Source organism: Micromonospora rubida (assembly GCF_009908295.1).
GTDB lineage: Bacteria > Actinomycetota > Actinomycetes > Mycobacteriales > Micromonosporaceae > Micromonospora > Micromonospora rubida.
The window spans coordinates 53,831-69,446 of the sequence record NZ_JAAALO010000013.1 but is presented as its reverse complement, the minus strand read 5'-3'; the positions used below and the strand labels follow the sequence as shown (position 1 = coordinate 69,446).

Below are 15,616 nucleotides of genomic sequence, written 5' to 3'. Positions count from 1 at the left end.
CCTTGTCGGATTGAAGGCGATGCGCGAGATCACCGAGGTCTCCGGCCGGCGAGCGTCCTGACAACCAGCCGTCCCGTGTGACCGAGTGCGCCGACGCTCAGGGTCACGGAGAGGAGAGGGTCGAGGACGGTCTCGCCGGGGACGAAGTTGTCGCCGACGCCCTGGGCGGTTTCCACCGCGTCGACCGCGTTGCTGAACCGGTCCCGACGCTCCAGGGTGCCGCTGATGATGTCGGTGCCGTCGTTCACGATGTCGCCCCTGCCCCCCGGGCAGGTGCACGGGCTGGGTGCCTTGTCGAGCACGGCGGACAGGTTGGCCGGGCCGTGGACCGGGCAGGCCGGGTCGGTGTTGTGCACCAACATGTCCAGGCCGCCGACGATCACGAAGAACGTGTGCAGCGTGTCGACGGAGAGGTTGTACACCCGCTTGCGTTCGGTCCACTCCCTGGTGGCCAGCGCGGTCGCCGTGCCGCCGGTGGACGTCCGCAGCTGGTCGCCGGGCGCCAGGTCACCGGCCTCGACCCAGCGCCGGCCCTCCGGCGACCAGAACGGGTGACCCTGCGTCGCGGTGACCGTGCCGCTCGCCGTGCCCGCCGCGCCGTCGGTGTCCACCTCGACCTCGACGAGCTCCTTCTGACCCTCGCCGACGATGACGGCGTTGACCGCGAAGGCGCCGGTGCGGCCGGTGGTGGGGTCGGTGGCGAGCACCTTCTCGCCAACCTTGATCTTGCTGATCGGCTTGGTCGAGCCATCGGCCATCCGGACCAGGGTTTCGCCGCTGAAGCTGTTGCCGGTGGCGCAGGAGGCCACGTCGGCGACGTTGTCCATGCTGTGCTTGGCGTCCTTGACCAGCTTCGATCCGCCCCGGGCGACGTCGGCGATCTCGTCGGCGTGCCTGACGGCCAGGCTCCCCACCCGCGCCGCGCGCACCGCGCCGCCGCCGGCGCCACCGAGGGCGTAGCCGGCGATCGTCGCCGCAGTCCAGGCACACGCCTCGAGGTCGCCCTTGGTCACGCAGCTGACCAGGTCGGTGACGCCGACGGCGTCGGCGACGACGCTCAACGCGCTCTGCACGTACGGCGCCGCCGCCTGGGCGAAGTCCACCACCGCCTCGGTCGCCTTCGACACCGCCTCGACGACCACGCCGGCCGCCTCGACAGCCGCCTCGTAGATGACCTTGGTGGCCTGGACCGTGTCGACGACGACGTCCCGGACGACGGCGACCACCGCGGCCGGGATGTGCGCCGCGACCGACACCACCGTCTTGATGGTGGAGATCACCGGCTTCAGCACGGCGGCCAAAGCCCTGATCGGGTTGTGCTGGACCGCGTACTCGATGGCCCGTCGCGCGGTCTCGGTGATCCTCTGCTTCGCCACGTAGATCGCCTGCCGCGCCTGCGCGGCCTTCTGCTTGGCCCAGTTCACCGCGCCGGCGGTGGCCTTGCTCACCGCCTTGATCGCGCGGGACACCTTGCCGGCCACCCAGGTGGCCGCGGATCTGATCTTCCCGCTGACCCAGCTGACGGCCGCCCGGGCCTTGTTGTAGAGCGCCTTCGCCGCGCTGGAGATCGCGTTGGCCGCCCTCTTGATCGCCGAGCCGACCCAACTGGCCACGGACTTCACCCCGGACCAGACCGCGCTGGCCACCCGCTTCACCCCCGACCAGGCGGAGCTGGCGGCCTTCTTCACCCCGGACCAGACGCTGGAGGCGGTCTTCTTGACCTTGTTGATCACCGACTTGCACCAACCGCAGGACGGCCAGTGCCCGTCCGGGTCGGTGTGCGCCAGTGGATCGCCCGCCGCGTAGGTGTACCGGTTGGCCAGGATCGCGTCGCCGCTGCGGTATCCGACCGTGTCGCGGGAGACGAACGCCCCGGTGCCCGGCTCGTACCAGCGCGCGCCCATGTCGACCTGGCCGGTGGCCGGGTCGGTCCAGTCGCCCTGGAAGCCCAGGTCACCCGTGTCACCCTCGGTGGCGACGACCTCGCCGAAGGGGTCGTACGCCTTCGAGTCGGTGACGTCGGTCAGGGCGGTGTCGGCCGGGTCGATGCCGGCCACCACGTCGCCGTGCCCGTCGGTGACGGCCAGCAGCTCCTGGTCACCGGTTCCGACAGCGACGACCTCGCCGGCCGGCCCCCGGGAGTAGCGACCCGCGCCGTCGGTGACGACGTCGTCCGCCGTGCCCGCGTAGCCGAACGAGACCCCGCCGCGAGTCGCCACCCGGTCCAACGCGTCGTACGTGTAGCCCACCGAGCCGGCGGCGGTGAGCCGGTCGAACGCGTCGAACGCGTACGTCTCGGTCAGGCCGGAGCTGGTCCGCGAGGCGAGCGTGCCCCGCGCGGTGTAGGTGTACGTGTAGTCCGAGTCGGACACCAGGCGGTTGCGCTCGTCGTACGTGGCGGTCTTCGCGCCCGCCCGGGTCCGGTTGCCGGACGCGTCCCAGGCGTATGCCACCGCGCCCTGCGGGCCGGTCCACGAGACCAGGCGCCCGGCCAGGTCGTAGGCGTAGGTGTGGTTACCCGCCCCGACCGTTCCGGTCGTCTTCTTGCCGACCAGCTTGTCCTCGAGGTTGTAGGTGTAGCCGATCGAACTGACCGACTGCCCGGCCGAGTTGCGGGTGACGTCGCTGGTGACGCGCGCCAGATCGTCGTAGGTGAAGGCGCGGACGCGCCCGGAGCCGTAGTCGATGCCGGTCACCTGCCCGGCGGCGTCGTAGGTGTAGCTCTGGGTCACGTCGGCGATGCCGTCGCGGATCGCGGTGAGCTGGCCCCGGTTGTAGGTGTAGGCGGACGCCCCGGCGGCGTCGGCCCGGCTGGTCAGCTGGCCGTCGGCGTCGTAGCCGAAGGTGGCGGTGCCGGCCCGGCCGGTCGACGTGAGCAGGTTGCCGCGGTCGTCGTAGCTGAACGTGTCCGTGCCGACCGGCGCGGTGGCCCGGGTCAGCCGGCCGGTCAGGTCGTAGCCGAGGGTGCGCTCGGGGGTGCCGGCGCCGCCGCCGGTCTCACCGGTCAACCGGCCCGCCGCGTCGTAGCTGCGGATCCGGGTCACCCCGCCCGGCGCGGTGAGCCGGCCCGGCTGCCCGGCGATGTTGTACGCCACCGTCCAGGTGCGGTCGGTCGCGTTCGGGTGCGCGGTGGTGGCCGGCTCGACCTGCGACTCCAACAGCCCCCAGCTGTTGAAGGTGGAAATGGTGCGGTTGCCGCGCCCGTCGGTGTAGCGGGTGCGGTTGCCGGCCGCGTCGTAACCGAAGCTGGTGGTGACCGAGGTGGTGGCGGTGACGGGCTCCACCTGCCGGGTCGGCCGGTCGAGCGCGTCGTACTCGTAGGTCGTGGTCACGCCGCCCGGGCTGGTCGCCGAGACCATGTTGCCCACGGCGTCGTAGCCGTAGGTCTGGGTACGCAGGACCGACCCGTCCGGTGCCACGTCCGACTCGGCGGTGATCAGCCCCAGCGGGTCGTAGTCGACCCGCTCGGTGCGGCCCAACCCGTCGCTGGCGCGCACCTGCCGGCCGGCGTAGTCGTACCCGTAGCTGGTGGACACCCCGGCGGGGTCGACCACGCGGGTGACCTGACCGAGCGTGTCGTACACGTTGGAGGTGGTGGCGCCGCCGGGCGACGCCATCGACGTGATGTTGCCGGCGTCGTCGTAGCGGTACCGCGTGGTGAGGGTGCGGGCCGTGGGATACCGCTCCAACACCGTCGTGGTGAGCTGCCGGTCGAGGTCGTCGTAGGTCGCCTCGGTCCGGTCTCCGGTGGGGCCGGTCGCCGACAGCATCTGGCCGGTACGGGTGTAGCTGTACCGGGTCACGGCCCGATCCGTGACGCCGGTCGGCTCGTCCCGGCTGACCAGCCGTCCGAGCTGGTCGTACCGGTACCGGGTGGCGTTGCCCCGGGCGTCGACGGTCTCGACCACGTTGCCCCCGGCGTCGTAGCGGGCCGTCGTGGTCGGTTGCAGCGCGCTCACCCCCGCCGGCGGCCAGTACGTCGGGGCGGCGCGGCCGACCTGGCGGCCCAACCGGTTGTAGGCATAGCTGCTGACGTTGCCCCGGGCGTCGGCCACGTGCACCGTCTCGTCGAAGGTGTTGTAGCCGGTGACCGTGGTCGGCGCGACCGTGGTCGGCGCGCCGCCGTTCTCCTCGGCGGCCACCGCCGGAACCGTCGCCCTGACCTGGCGGCCCAACTCGTCGTAGTCGTAGCTGGTGGTCCGCCCCGCCGGGTCGGTGCTGGCGGTCAGCAGGCCGCGCTGGTCGTAGGCGCTGGTGGTGACCCGGGCGACCGAGCCGGCGGTGACCGTCTGGCGGATCGGGTTGCCGCTGTCGTCGTAGGCGTAGTCGACCTGCTCCGGGGCGGTGGACATGGTCCACGGCACGTTGGACGCCCGGCCGGTGCGCATCACCCGGGTGGCGTTGCCCATCGCGTCGTACGTGTACGACGTGGTCAGCGCGGCGCCACCGGGGTTGACCACGACGCTGGCGACCTGGCCCGTCCGGGTGAACGTCTGCTGGGTGACCGAGGTGCCGTTGGCCGCTGCCTGCCGGGTGAGGTTGCCGGCGCCGTCGTAGGTGTTCTCCTCCACGACGTAGTCGCGCGTGGTGCCGTCGGGGTTGCGGAAGTTCTTCAGCACGATGCGGTGCAGCTGGTCGTCGCCCTGGTACTGGTACTCCAACCGCCGACCCATCGCGTCGGTGTCGCTGACCATCCGCCCGGCGTAGTCGTACGAGTAGGTGTGCAGCACCAGGTAGTCGCCGGTGCTGGGGCCCCCGTCACCGGCGTACGCCCGCAGCCGGACCTCGGCCAACGCGTTGCGCGCGGTGTAGGCGTAGTCGTACCGGTTGCCGTTGGCGTCCACGACCGTGGTCTCGTTGCCGAACCGGTCGTAGTTCTTGACGGTCTCGTTGCCCTCCGCATCCGTGACCTTGGTCGGCCGGTTGTGCTGGTCGTACTCCCACGTGGTGGTGCGGGTCTCGTCGTCGCCGCGCACGTCGTCGACGTCGATGCGCGTCACGTTGCCGTCCACGTCGTAGACGGTCGTGGAACGCTTCTGGTGCGCCTGGCCGGTCACCTTGTCGGTCGTGACCGGCCCGGTGGTGCCGACCAGCCGCGACAGCGCGTCGTAGGCGGAGCTGGTGACCACCCCGGCCGGGTAGGCGTTCGAGGTCTCCGTGGTGGTGAGCGTGCGACCGAGCGCGTCGTAGGTGTAGCTGGTGACCGCGCCCGACGGCTGCGTGGCCCGGTACAGGTCGCCGTTCTGGTAGTAGGCGTAGCGAGTGACCTTGCCGCGCGCGTCGGTGCTGCTCAGCGGCAGTCCGGCCGGCACGTTGCCGCCGCCGTACGCGGCCTCGCCGCCGGTGGTGTACGTGTGGCTGACCGTGCTGCCGTCCGGGTTGACCTGCGTCGCCAGCTCACCGGCCGAGGTGTGGGTGTAGGTGGTGCGGTAGGTGTTGTCGGTGGCGCTGGCCGAGCGTCCGTCCCGCGACTCGGTCGGCCGGTCGTTACGCGGGTCGAGCGGGTCCGTCACGGTCGCCGGATAGGTCGTGTAGGTGGTGCTGCAGACGCTCGTGGTGCGGCAGGTCCGCTTCGACGTGACGTTGCCGCGCTCGTCGTAGGTCATCCGTACGGCGTCGCCGTTCTCGTTCGTGACCACGTTCTGGTTGCCGCGATCGTCGTACTCGAACGTGCGGATCGCCATCCCGTCCAGCGGGTGCCGCACGAACACCGGACCGCCCGCGTCACCCGGGATGATCGTGCAGAACGCCGGGTCGCCCGGGTCGGGGGTGGAGCACACCTTGGTCGGCGGCGACGGCGACGGCGACGGTGTGGGCGAGCCGGGCCGGTCCTCCTCGCGGGTCTCCAGGCCGAGCGGGGTGCCCGAGCGCAGCAGTTGCCCGGTGAGCGCGTCGTACTCGTACAGGTGCGGCCGGTTGGCCGGGTCCAGCACCTGCACGCTGCGGCGCAGGTCGGTGTCGCCGCCGTACACCAGCGGCGCGCCGATGCTCCACGTGCCGCCCTGCCGGTCGGTGTGCCTGGTGACCCGGTCGGCCGCGGTGTCGTACGTGAACTGCGCCGCGACCTTGCCGCTGGGCAGGGTCACCGTGGTCAACTGGTTGGCGCCGGCGGCGTACCGGTAGTGCTCCGTGACCGCCGCCTGGCCCAGCGGGTGGGAGTAGACGGCCACCTCGTCGATCGCGCCGGTGAAGTACCGCCGCGCCGTGGTGCCCCAGGCCGGCCAGGAGGCCGGCGAGGTCGCGTACGCCGCGCCGAGCTGGTTGAAGGTCAGCAGCGAATGCTCGACCGTGGCGCCGGTGCGCTCGGCCGCCTTGGCACCGTCGAGGTAGAGCGTCTGCACGTCGCCCATGGCCGACAGCACGACGTGGTGCCAGCGCCCGTCGTTGACGGCGGCGGTCGAGGTCAGCGGCGCGATCGTGGGGCCGCCGAACTGGCCGCGAAGCCTGCCGTCGGTGCCCACGTACAGCACCGGCACCCCGGTGGTGGACTCGGCGCCGAGCGCCTTGTCCTGGTAGCCCAGCAGCGGGCCGCCGCTGCCGGTGACGCTGTTCTTGAACCAGAGCTCGACCGCGCCGTCGCGGGGCTTCTTCACCGCCCCCTTGGGCAGTTCGACCACGGAGGAGGTGCCGTTGAAGCCGGCCGCGGTGTTGCCGGTGCCGGTCAGCGCGCCGGCCGCGCCGAGGGTGACGCTCGCGTGGGTGCCGGCGTCCTTGCCGAGGTTGACCGCGACCTCGCTGCCGGCGGCGGTGCCCTGCGCCTCACCCAGGCGCCAGTACGACTCCGGCTTCGCGTCGAGCACCCCGGTGCGGTAGTGCGACCCGGCGGCGTGGCCGTACCGGGTGCAGACGTTGCCCGGGGCGCAGACCGAGGTGAGCAGGTCACCGCTGTAGGTGTAGGTCCACGTCGGCGCCGTGCCGTTGACCGGGTCCGCGGCGACGCTGACCACGTGCGCGCCGGACCAGGTGAAGGCCAACGACCGGCCGGCGGTGTTGGTCTGGCTGTTGGAGACCCGGGCCCGGGCCAGCTTCCCGTCGGCGGTGCTGTAGGTCAGCACGATCGACCGCAGGGCGGCATCGGTGATCTTCGTCAGCCGGCCGGCGGCGGAGAACTGGTAGGCCATCTTCGCCTTGTCCACCAGCGTCCAGACGGTGCCGTTCCAGGTCAGCGACGCGGTGCGGCCGGACGGCGCGGCGAAGGTGCCGTCCGGGTTCCTGCCGAAGCGCACCTGCTGCCCGTCCGGGTAGGTGACCAGCACGTTGCCGGAGCCGTCCGCGTCGGCGACGAGACGCATGTCGTACCGGGTCGACCAGCCGGCCCCGAACGCGCCGTCGCGCCGCGGGTCGAGGCTGTTGTAGGTGCGGACCAGATTCAGCTCCGGACCGACCGTGGTGACCGTGGCGTCCATCGCGGTGGTGGAGACGTTGCCGGTCTGCGCGTCGAACTCGCGCTCACGCGCCGCAGTCGTCGCGCCCGCGATCCGCGAGGTGATCTCCGGCTGCGGCACGGAGGTGAGCAGCGTCGAGCCCGGCGACGACACCTCGTTGCCGCCGTCCTTGACGATCACCCGCCACTGGTAGGCCTTGCTCCAGGACAGCCGGCCGGCCGGCACCGTCCAGGCGGTCTTCGCCTGGAAACCCGAGTCGAAGCAGCCGGTGGTGCCACCCGACGCCGTCTGCTCGCACACCTCGAACTTGTAGGTGAGCGACGATCCCGGGGGCGCGTCGATGTCCACCGCGCGCGCCCACAGCTGCGGGGACAGGGTCGGTGCGGGGTAACCGTTCGGCGGGTAGAGCTCCTGCACGACCGGTGGGATGTCGATGACCTCGAGCACCATCCGGGCGGGCGGCACCTGGTGGTCGGTGAAGACCACGCCGCCGGTACGAACCATGGTGAAGTCGAGAAAGTACCTGCCCGGCGGCATGGCCTTGATGGTCGCGTCGAGGGTCACCTGGGCACCACGGGCCACCGGGGCGGTCAGGTTGGCCGCGCGCTGCTGGGAGACCGCCGCGCCGGTCAGGGCGTTGTAGGCGCGGTAGGCCAGGTAGTAGCTGCCCACCGCCCAGGCCTCGGCGCTGAGGTTGGTCACCGTCACGGCGACCCGGCCGTCCTGGTTCTGCAACACCGGCGGGTTGGGCACCGGCTTCGGGATCTGGTACGAGGCGTTGTACGGGCTGTGCGTCACGTACAACCTCGGCGGGTTCGCCGTTCCGTTGCCGGCGAACCGCTTCCCGCTGAGCGGATCGGCCGAGGCACGCAGCGACAGGCCGTTGTTGGCCTGCTCCCCGTTGACCCACCGCTGCACCAGCTCGGCACCGGCGCCGCCCAGGTCGAACGCCTCGGCCGCGGCCGGGCAGGCCGATTGGCTCTGACCGAACGCGACGTAGCCGTGCGCGAACGACTCGCCGGCCAACGCCGCGCCGACCGCCGGGCCGGGATAGGAGTAGCCGCCGCCGGCCGACCACCCGGCCGTCACCGGGTGCACGGTCACCTCCCGCGCCTGGCAGGAGTCGGAGTCGTAGTTGACCACCTGTAGCTGCGCGCCGAAGATCGTGTGGTAGCGCAGCCGGTCCACCAGACCACCGAACTTGACGTACGACGCGGCGTTGGTGCCACTCACCGTGCCGACCCGCAGCTCGGTGCCGCCCGCGGCGGAGCCGGAGCCGTGCACGTACATGGCCGAATCAGCGGCGCCCTCCGCCACCGGCAGCTCCACCGTCGGGTCCAGCCGCACCGGGTAGACCCGGGCCTGGTCGCGCAGCCACCCGTCGTCCACGGAAACCCGCAGCGTCGGCCTGCCACCGACGCCGAGCAGCTGGTACCTGACGGCCGTCGAGGTCACCGGAACGGGTGCGGCGTCGACGACGTAGCCCGGCGGGAAGACGGCCCGCACCGTGCCGGCGGCGTCGGAGAGCCGCACCGCGCCGTCGTGCACCGCCGCGGTGAGCCCTTCGAGGCGCAGCGGGAAGTCGTACACCCGCGGCGCATTCGCCGAGCGCAGCACCAGGGTCTCCTTCAGTGCCCCGGGGCGCGACTCCAGTTCCAGGTCCACGTGGGGCAGCACCCCGCGGTAGACGACCAGCGACCCGTCGGCCCGTCCGGACACCGGCGCGGCGCCGGCCAACCCGTACGACACGGCCTTGCCGTCGGGGAGGGCGAAGCGGGCCAGGGCCGGGGCGTCGGCCCGTGCGGCGAGCCGGACCCCCACCGCGTCGGCCGCGTTGCGCCAGCCCGAAGCGGTGTCGGCGGTCAGCTTCGGGTCGATCGGCGCCCAACCGCCGCCGGGGGTCCGATAGTTGATCGGCGCGGTGGAGAACACGGTGGTCTGGGTGCCGTCGGCGTTGTCGTACACCTGCTGGTAGGCGTCGCGCTGCTGCGCCAACTCCCGGCTGCTGGTCGGCTGGTAGCCACGCACCGGCGCCTTCGACGGCTGCCCCAGCGAGGCGGTGTTGGCCGGGGCGGTTGACTGCTGCGGCAGCGAGTGCTGCGGATAGCGCGATCGTTGGGAGGCGGGGATCTTCCGGTTCACCCGCTGCTGCGCGGCCGCGCCGGCCTTCGACGGGCCGTCCCACCGCTGCTCCGGCGCGGCTGCGTCCGCCGCGCCGCCACCGTCGCCCCGGGCCGACTCGGCTCCCGTACGCGACGCCGCATTCTGGCCTTCGAGCGGCCGTGGCAGATCCCCCGTCCCGCTCACCAGGACGACGAGCGCCATCGTCGCGGCCAGCGCCCCGACCAGTGTTCGACGCAGTGGCGGGCGCGCACGGAGCAGGTCCACGGTCCGGCCACCTGACGCGCTCATGTTGCCGTCGTGCATCGCAGACCTCCGTGACGCGCGAGTTGCTACCCCGCATCGCGGCTCCGCGATGCCGCCAGATGGATATCGCGGCACACTGCGGCACATCGCCAGCTATATGGAACCGTTATCCACAGCGACCGTTCAACCGCTGCCGGTATCCGGCTGAACGGCCGCGCTCCCGGCCGGCACGGTTTCTCCCGGCCGGCACGGTTTCTCCCGGCCGGCACGGTTTCTCCTGGCCCTGGGCCCCGGCACAGTCGCGGAGCGTCCGATCCCGCCCGAAGTTCATCCACCCTCTGGGAATCCCGCTCCGCTCCTTGAGGCTGACCCGAGATCCGGGGGCAGGGCCTCGGTCTTGCGCTGTGTCCCCTCTCCCGCGAATGCCCCGGGAGGTCGCCGCCCCATTCCCGGGTCGGGGACATGCCCTTCGGCCCCTGTGGAGCTGCCCCGTCTACGCGCCCGCTCCACCGACAGCACGGCGACAACCGTCGGCGGCCAGAAACGCTCCACTGGAGCGGAAGCGGGACGCCCGGAGGCGCTCATCCCCAGGAAACGACCGCGAGCCCTGGGGCCACGCCCCCGCGTACCGACCCGAACAGCAAACGACCCGCTACCGAAACTCCGGTAACGGGTCGCACAGCCTGTCAACTACTGGTGGGCGATACTGGGTTTGAACCAGTGACCTCTTCCGTGTCAAGGAAGCGCGCTCCCACTGCGCCAATCGCCCTCGTCAACTTGCCGAGGTGGAGACGGGATTTGAACCCGTGTACACGGCTTTGCAGGCCGTTGCCTCGCCTCTCGGCCACTCCACCGAGGTTGCCTCCGACATGCATGGCGGCAGCTCCGAGCGGACGACGGGATTCGAACCCGCGACCCTCACCTTGGCAAGGTGATGCGCTACCAGCTGCGCTACGTCCGCTTGTCTCCGGCGTTAACCGGTGACGGATGAGAACTTTAGCCGAGTCCGGGAACGGTTGCCAACTCGGGGGCCACCCGGCGCGCCCCGCACCCCCCGCCCACCCCCACGCCCCCAACCCCCCACACCCCACCCCACCCCACCCGAACGCCCCACCCGAACGCCCCCGCGCAAATTCCGGGAATTAGTGGCCTCGGCCAGCTGCAAGGCCACTAATTCCCGGAATTTGCGCTCGCCACCCCGGCCCATCAGGGGCAGCGCGGGGGTGAGGCGGTGGTCTCGGCGTGGGAGCTTCCTAGGAGCCTGGGTGGGAGCACTTGGGGCATGCCTGGCAAGAGGGGAAAACTGTCCGATTTCCGACTCTCTTGGTGTGAATCAACCGCAGCGGTAACTGTTTGTGTACGAACGGATAGGTTACGGTAGCGGCGTGACGAGACGTGCCGCCGAGATCCGCCTGGATGCCCTGTTGCGCACGGCCTGTGACGTGATCACGGAACGAGGGCTGGCCAACACCCGCACGGCCGACGTGGCGCAGGCCGCCGGGGTCAGCCAGGCACTCGTGTTCTACCACTTCGCCACCAAGGAACGGCTCCTCGCCCAGGCCTTCGAGTACGCGGTGGAACAGGACCTCGCCCGGCTCGACGCTGTGGTCCGGTCGTCCGGCTCCCCCCTGGTCAAGCTCCGCAGGATGCTCAAGCTCTACACCCCGACGGGCCGGTCGACCTCCTGGCCGATGTGGATCGACGGCTGGTCGGAGTCACTGCGGGCCCCGGAGTTGGAGAAGCTCTCCCGCCGGCTGGATCTGCGCTGGCGGGAGGATCTCGCGGCGGTGATCAGCGACGGGGTGCGCGAGGGCATCTTCGAGTGCGCCGACCCGGCCGGCGCCGCCTGGCGGATCAACGCCGTGATGGACGGCCTCGCCGTTCAGCTCGCGGTCCACGAGCGGGTGATCTCCCGCCGCCAGTTCGCCGAGTGGATCCGGCTGGTGACCTCCCGCGAGCTGGGGCTGGACCCGGCCCAGCTCGACTGGTCCGCCCCGGCGCAGGAGCGTTCCCGCCGGGCCGAGCAGCCCCAACCGCAGCCCGACGGCGTGGGCTGACCACACGCCCGCTGCCCGACGGTCGAGACTGACCGTACGCCGCAGCCCGACCGCGTGCGCTGACCGCACCGCCCGCTGCCCGACGGTCGAGACTGACCGTACGCCGCAGCCCGACCGCGTGCGCTGACCGCACCGCCCGCAGCCCGACCGCGTGCGCTGACCGCACCGCCCGCAGCCCGACCGCGTGCGCTGACCGCACCGCCCGCAGCCCGACGGCCGAGACTGAACATACGCCGCAGCCCGACCGCCGAGAACGACCGTACGCCGCTGCCCGACGGCCAGTGCCCGACCGCCGACGAGACCACCGGACCGACCGGCCGCGTCGCCCGGGGCTACCGGGCCCGTCCCGTGGCGGTCACCGGTCGTACCAGGAGGCCTTCGGACCCGACTGGGCGCAGCCCGCCCGGGCGGCGCCACGCGGCGGTCAGCGGGAGGTCGGCGCGGGCCCGAGGTCGCCAGGAGCGCCGGAAGCATCAGGGGCATCGGGAGCGCCAGGAGCATCGGGAGCGCCAGGAACGCCGGGGGCGCCGGGAGCATCGGGAAGGCCGGGAGCCGGCTGGCCCAGGCGCTTCCGTAGCCGGGCCCTGGCCGGTGGGTGAACGTTGGCCAGGTCCAGTTCGCCGCCGTAGTGGGCGAGCACCCGGCGGTCCATCACCCGCCGCCACACGGGCGGCACCAGGGCGGCGACGACCATGGTGGCGTACCCGGCGGGAAGCTGCGGCGAGGAGCCGAAGCTGCGCAGCGTCTGGTAGCGGCGCAGCGGGTTGGCGTGGTGGTCGCTGTGCCGCTGAAGCTGGAAGAGGAAGACGTTGGTGACCGTCCGGTCACTGTTCCAGCTGTGCCGGGGGTCGACCTTCTCGTACCGGCCGGCCCGGGTCTGCTGCCGGGCCAGGCCGTAGTGCTCCAGGTAGTTGACCACCTCCAGCAGGGAGAACCCGAGGACGCCCTGGAGCAGCAGGAAGGGCAGCACGCCCGACCCGAACGCGGCGACCAGGACGGCGAACAGGACGGCGGTCATCGCCCAGGCGTTGAGGATGTCGTTGCGGTACGTCCACGGGCTGCGGCCCCGGATGCGGAACCGGGCCGTCTCCAGCCGCCAGGCCGACCGCAGGCTGCCCCAGACGGTACGCGGCCAGAACGCGTAGAAGCTCTCCCCGAGCCGGGAGCTGGCCGGGTCCGGCGGGGTCGCGACCCGGACGTGGTGGCCCCGGTTGTGTTCGACGTAGAAGTGCCCGTACCCGGTCGGGGCGAGGGCCACCTTGGACAGCCAGCGCTCCAGCCGCTCCCGCTTGTGACCCAACTCGTGCGCGGTGTTGATGGCGATGCCGTCGACCACGCCGAGGGTGGCGACCAGCCCGGCCGCGCCCAACGGATGCAGGTCGCCCGACACCCAGAGCGCGCAGCCGAGAACCAGTCCGGCGTACTGGGCGGGAAGGTAGAGGTAGGTGAGCCAGCGGTAGTAGCCGTCCCGGGCCAGGGCCGGCACCGCCTCCTCCGGCGGGTTGCGCCGGTCGTCGCCGATCAGCAGGTCGACCACGGGGATCATGCCGAAGACCGCCACCGGGGTGAGCCACCAGGCCCACGATCCCACCCCGCCCCGCCAGGTCAGCCAAGCCAGGAAGGGCAGCGCCGGCACCAGCAGGGCGAGCGGCCAGAGCCGCCTGCGCGGGTCGCGCCAGGCGCCGGAGGGGGCTGGCGCTGCGGGCGGGACTGTCGATTCGGCACGCGCGGCCATCGGCGACCTCCGATCTCCGGATACGCCCCGACTGTGGCACGGGTCAAGATGTTTTACAAGTGACGAGTTTTTGTAAAATAGATTGCTGTAGATTTATGGCCCGGCCGCTGCCCCCGCCTCGGCGGGGCTTCCGATGACCGCCGCGCGGCTGCCGGCCCCGACCGGCGGCGGTCGGGGCGACCGGGGAGAATCGGCGCGTGTCCGAACTCTCCACGGCCTTCGTGAAGCTGCACGCGCGGCTCACCCCGGTGACCTTCGTCCCCGAGGTCCGCCTGCACCAGGCCGACGAGCCGATCGGGCTGTGGGAGCTCACCGAGGGCGAGTTCCGCAGCTCCCAACCGCCGCCGTTCTGGGCGTTCGCCTGGGCCGGCGGGCAGGGCCTCGCCCGGTACGTCACCGACCACCCCGAGCTGGTGGCCGGCCGCCGGGTGCTCGACCTCGCGTCCGGCTCCGGCCTGGTCGCCATCGCCGCCGCCCGTGCGGGCGCGGCGGCCGTGCGCGCCGTCGAGGTCGACGAGCGCGCGGTGGCCGCGGTCGCCCTCAACGCCAGCGCCAACGGGGTACGCGTCGACGCCGAGCTGGGCGACATCCTCGACGGCGACGCCGCCGACGCCGAGGTGGTGCTCGCCGGGGACGTCTTCTACAGCGAGGCGATGGCCCGGCGGATGCTGCGCTTCCTGCTCCGGGCCGCCCGGGCCGGCGCCCTGGTGCTGGTCGGCGACCCGGGCCGGGCGTTCCTGCCCCGGGAGCGGTTCCGCGAGCTGGCCGCCTACGACGTGCCGGTGCCGGAGGCGCTGGAGAGCGTGCGGGTGAAGCGCACCACCGTGTGGGAGCTGGACCCGGCCCCGCCGGGAGCCGCCCGCTAGGTTGACGCCGTGCTGTTCCGGGGATGGGGGGACGCCCTCGGCGGGCGGTGGCCGGACGTGGCGACGGCCGTCGACCACGTCGGCGTCGTACACCTGGTGGTGACGCGGCACGCGCTGGTCCGGCAGGTGCTCGCCGACCCGGTGACCTTCCGGCCCGACAACGCCCTGGACGCGGTCACCCCGCTGCCGGTGGCCGCCCTGCGGCTGCTCGCCGGGCACCGGTTCAGGCTGCCGCCGACCCTGGCGAACAACGGCGGGGCGAGCCACCCGCAAATCCGTGGCATCGTCGCCGACGCGCTGCACCCGACCCGGGTCGCCGCGCAGCGGCCCTGGCTGACCGGGCTGGTCCGCGAGCGGGTGGCCAAGCTGCGCGCGGCGCTCGACGCCGGCGTACCGGTCGACCTGCACGCCGATTTCGCCGCGGACCTGCCGCTGCTGGTGCTGGCCCGGCTGGTCGAGCTGCCGGACGCCCCCGTCAGCGCGGTGAAGGAGTTCGCCCGCGCGGCGCTGGAGCTGTTCTGGGCCCCGCTCGACGAGGCGCGGCAGCGGGCGCTCGCCGCCGAGGTGGGCCGCTTCCACACCGTGCTGCGCGGCTTCGCCGCCACCGGGGGCGGCCTCGCCGCCCGGCTGCGGGCCGCCGGGCACTCGCCCGACGTGGTCGTCGGGGCGTTGTTCTTCCTGCTGGTCGCCGGCCAGGAGACCACCTCGCAGTTCCTCACCCTGCTGCTGCACCGGCTGACCGGCGAGCCGACGGTGCGCGCCGGGCTGCACGACGGCAGCGTCGCGGTCGCCGACGTGGTCGAGGAGGGGCTGCGGCTGGAGCCGCCCATCGTCACCTGGCGGCGGGTGGCCGCCGTGGACGCCACGCTGGGCGGGACGGCGGTGCCGGCGGGGACCGGTGTGGTGCTCTGGCTGGCCCGCGCCGGCCGGGACCCGGACGTGGTGCCCGCCCCGGGCGAGTTCCGCCCGGGGCAGCGCGGCTCCCGCCGGCACCTGGCGTTCGGGGCGGGGGCGCACCGCTGCGTCGGCGCCCAGCTGGCCCGGCTGGAGGCCGCCGTGGTGGTCTCCGAGGCCGCGCCGCTGCTCGACGGGGTACGCGTCGTCCGCCCGCCCTGGTACCCGGACAACCTGACCTTCCGGATGCCGGACGCCTTCGTGATCGCCCGCCCCTGACCTCAGGTTGAGTCGAGCGGACTGAACTGGATG

The 15,616-nt window shown here is 72.5% G+C and carries 5 protein-coding genes and 3 tRNA genes; 3 read left to right on the top strand and 5 right to left on the bottom strand.

What is annotated here, in order from left to right:
* Positions 1–29: 29 nt before the first annotated feature.
* The 4 genes from GVV04_RS29535 to GVV04_RS29520 all read right to left on the bottom strand — a co-directional run bounded on the left by GVV04_RS29535 (position 30) and on the right by GVV04_RS29520 (position 10,713).
* Complete coding sequence (locus GVV04_RS29535; RefSeq protein WP_161692295.1) at positions 30–9,812, bottom strand: RHS repeat-associated core domain-containing protein; 9,783 nt, start codon at positions 9,810–9,812, stop codon at positions 30–32.
* 634 nt (positions 9,813–10,446) lie between these two features.
* A tRNA-Val gene (locus GVV04_RS29530) sits at positions 10,447–10,521 on the bottom strand.
* Positions 10,522–10,535: 14 nt separating this feature from the next.
* Positions 10,536–10,606: transfer RNA gene (locus GVV04_RS29525), tRNA-Cys, on the bottom strand.
* A 34-nt stretch (positions 10,607–10,640) separates the two neighbouring features.
* Positions 10,641–10,713: transfer RNA gene (locus GVV04_RS29520), tRNA-Gly, on the bottom strand.
* Positions 10,714–11,137: 424 nt separating this feature from the next.
* Between GVV04_RS29520 and GVV04_RS29515 the strand changes: the two genes are divergently transcribed.
* Complete coding sequence (locus GVV04_RS29515) at positions 11,138–11,809, top strand: TetR/AcrR family transcriptional regulator (protein ID WP_161692294.1); 672 nt, start codon at positions 11,138–11,140, stop codon at positions 11,807–11,809.
* Between the two features lie 424 nt (positions 11,810–12,233).
* Here the strand turns inward: GVV04_RS29515 and GVV04_RS29510 are convergent, their stop codons facing one another.
* A complete protein-coding gene (locus GVV04_RS29510) occupies positions 12,234–13,544 on the bottom strand; it encodes a fatty acid desaturase (RefSeq protein WP_161692293.1) in 1,311 nt (436 codons plus the stop codon).
* A gap of 197 nt (positions 13,545–13,741) precedes the next feature.
* Here GVV04_RS29510 and GVV04_RS29505 point away from each other — a divergent pair, with 197 nt between their 5' ends.
* Complete coding sequence (locus tag GVV04_RS29505) at positions 13,742–14,410, top strand: class I SAM-dependent methyltransferase (protein WP_161692292.1); 669 nt, start codon at positions 13,742–13,744, stop codon at positions 14,408–14,410.
* A gap of 9 nt (positions 14,411–14,419) precedes the next feature.
* On the top strand, positions 14,420–15,583 hold the full coding sequence (locus GVV04_RS29500; RefSeq protein ID WP_161692291.1) for a cytochrome P450: 1,164 nt from the start codon (positions 14,420–14,422) through the stop codon (positions 15,581–15,583).
* Positions 15,584–15,616: the final 33 nt, after the last annotated feature.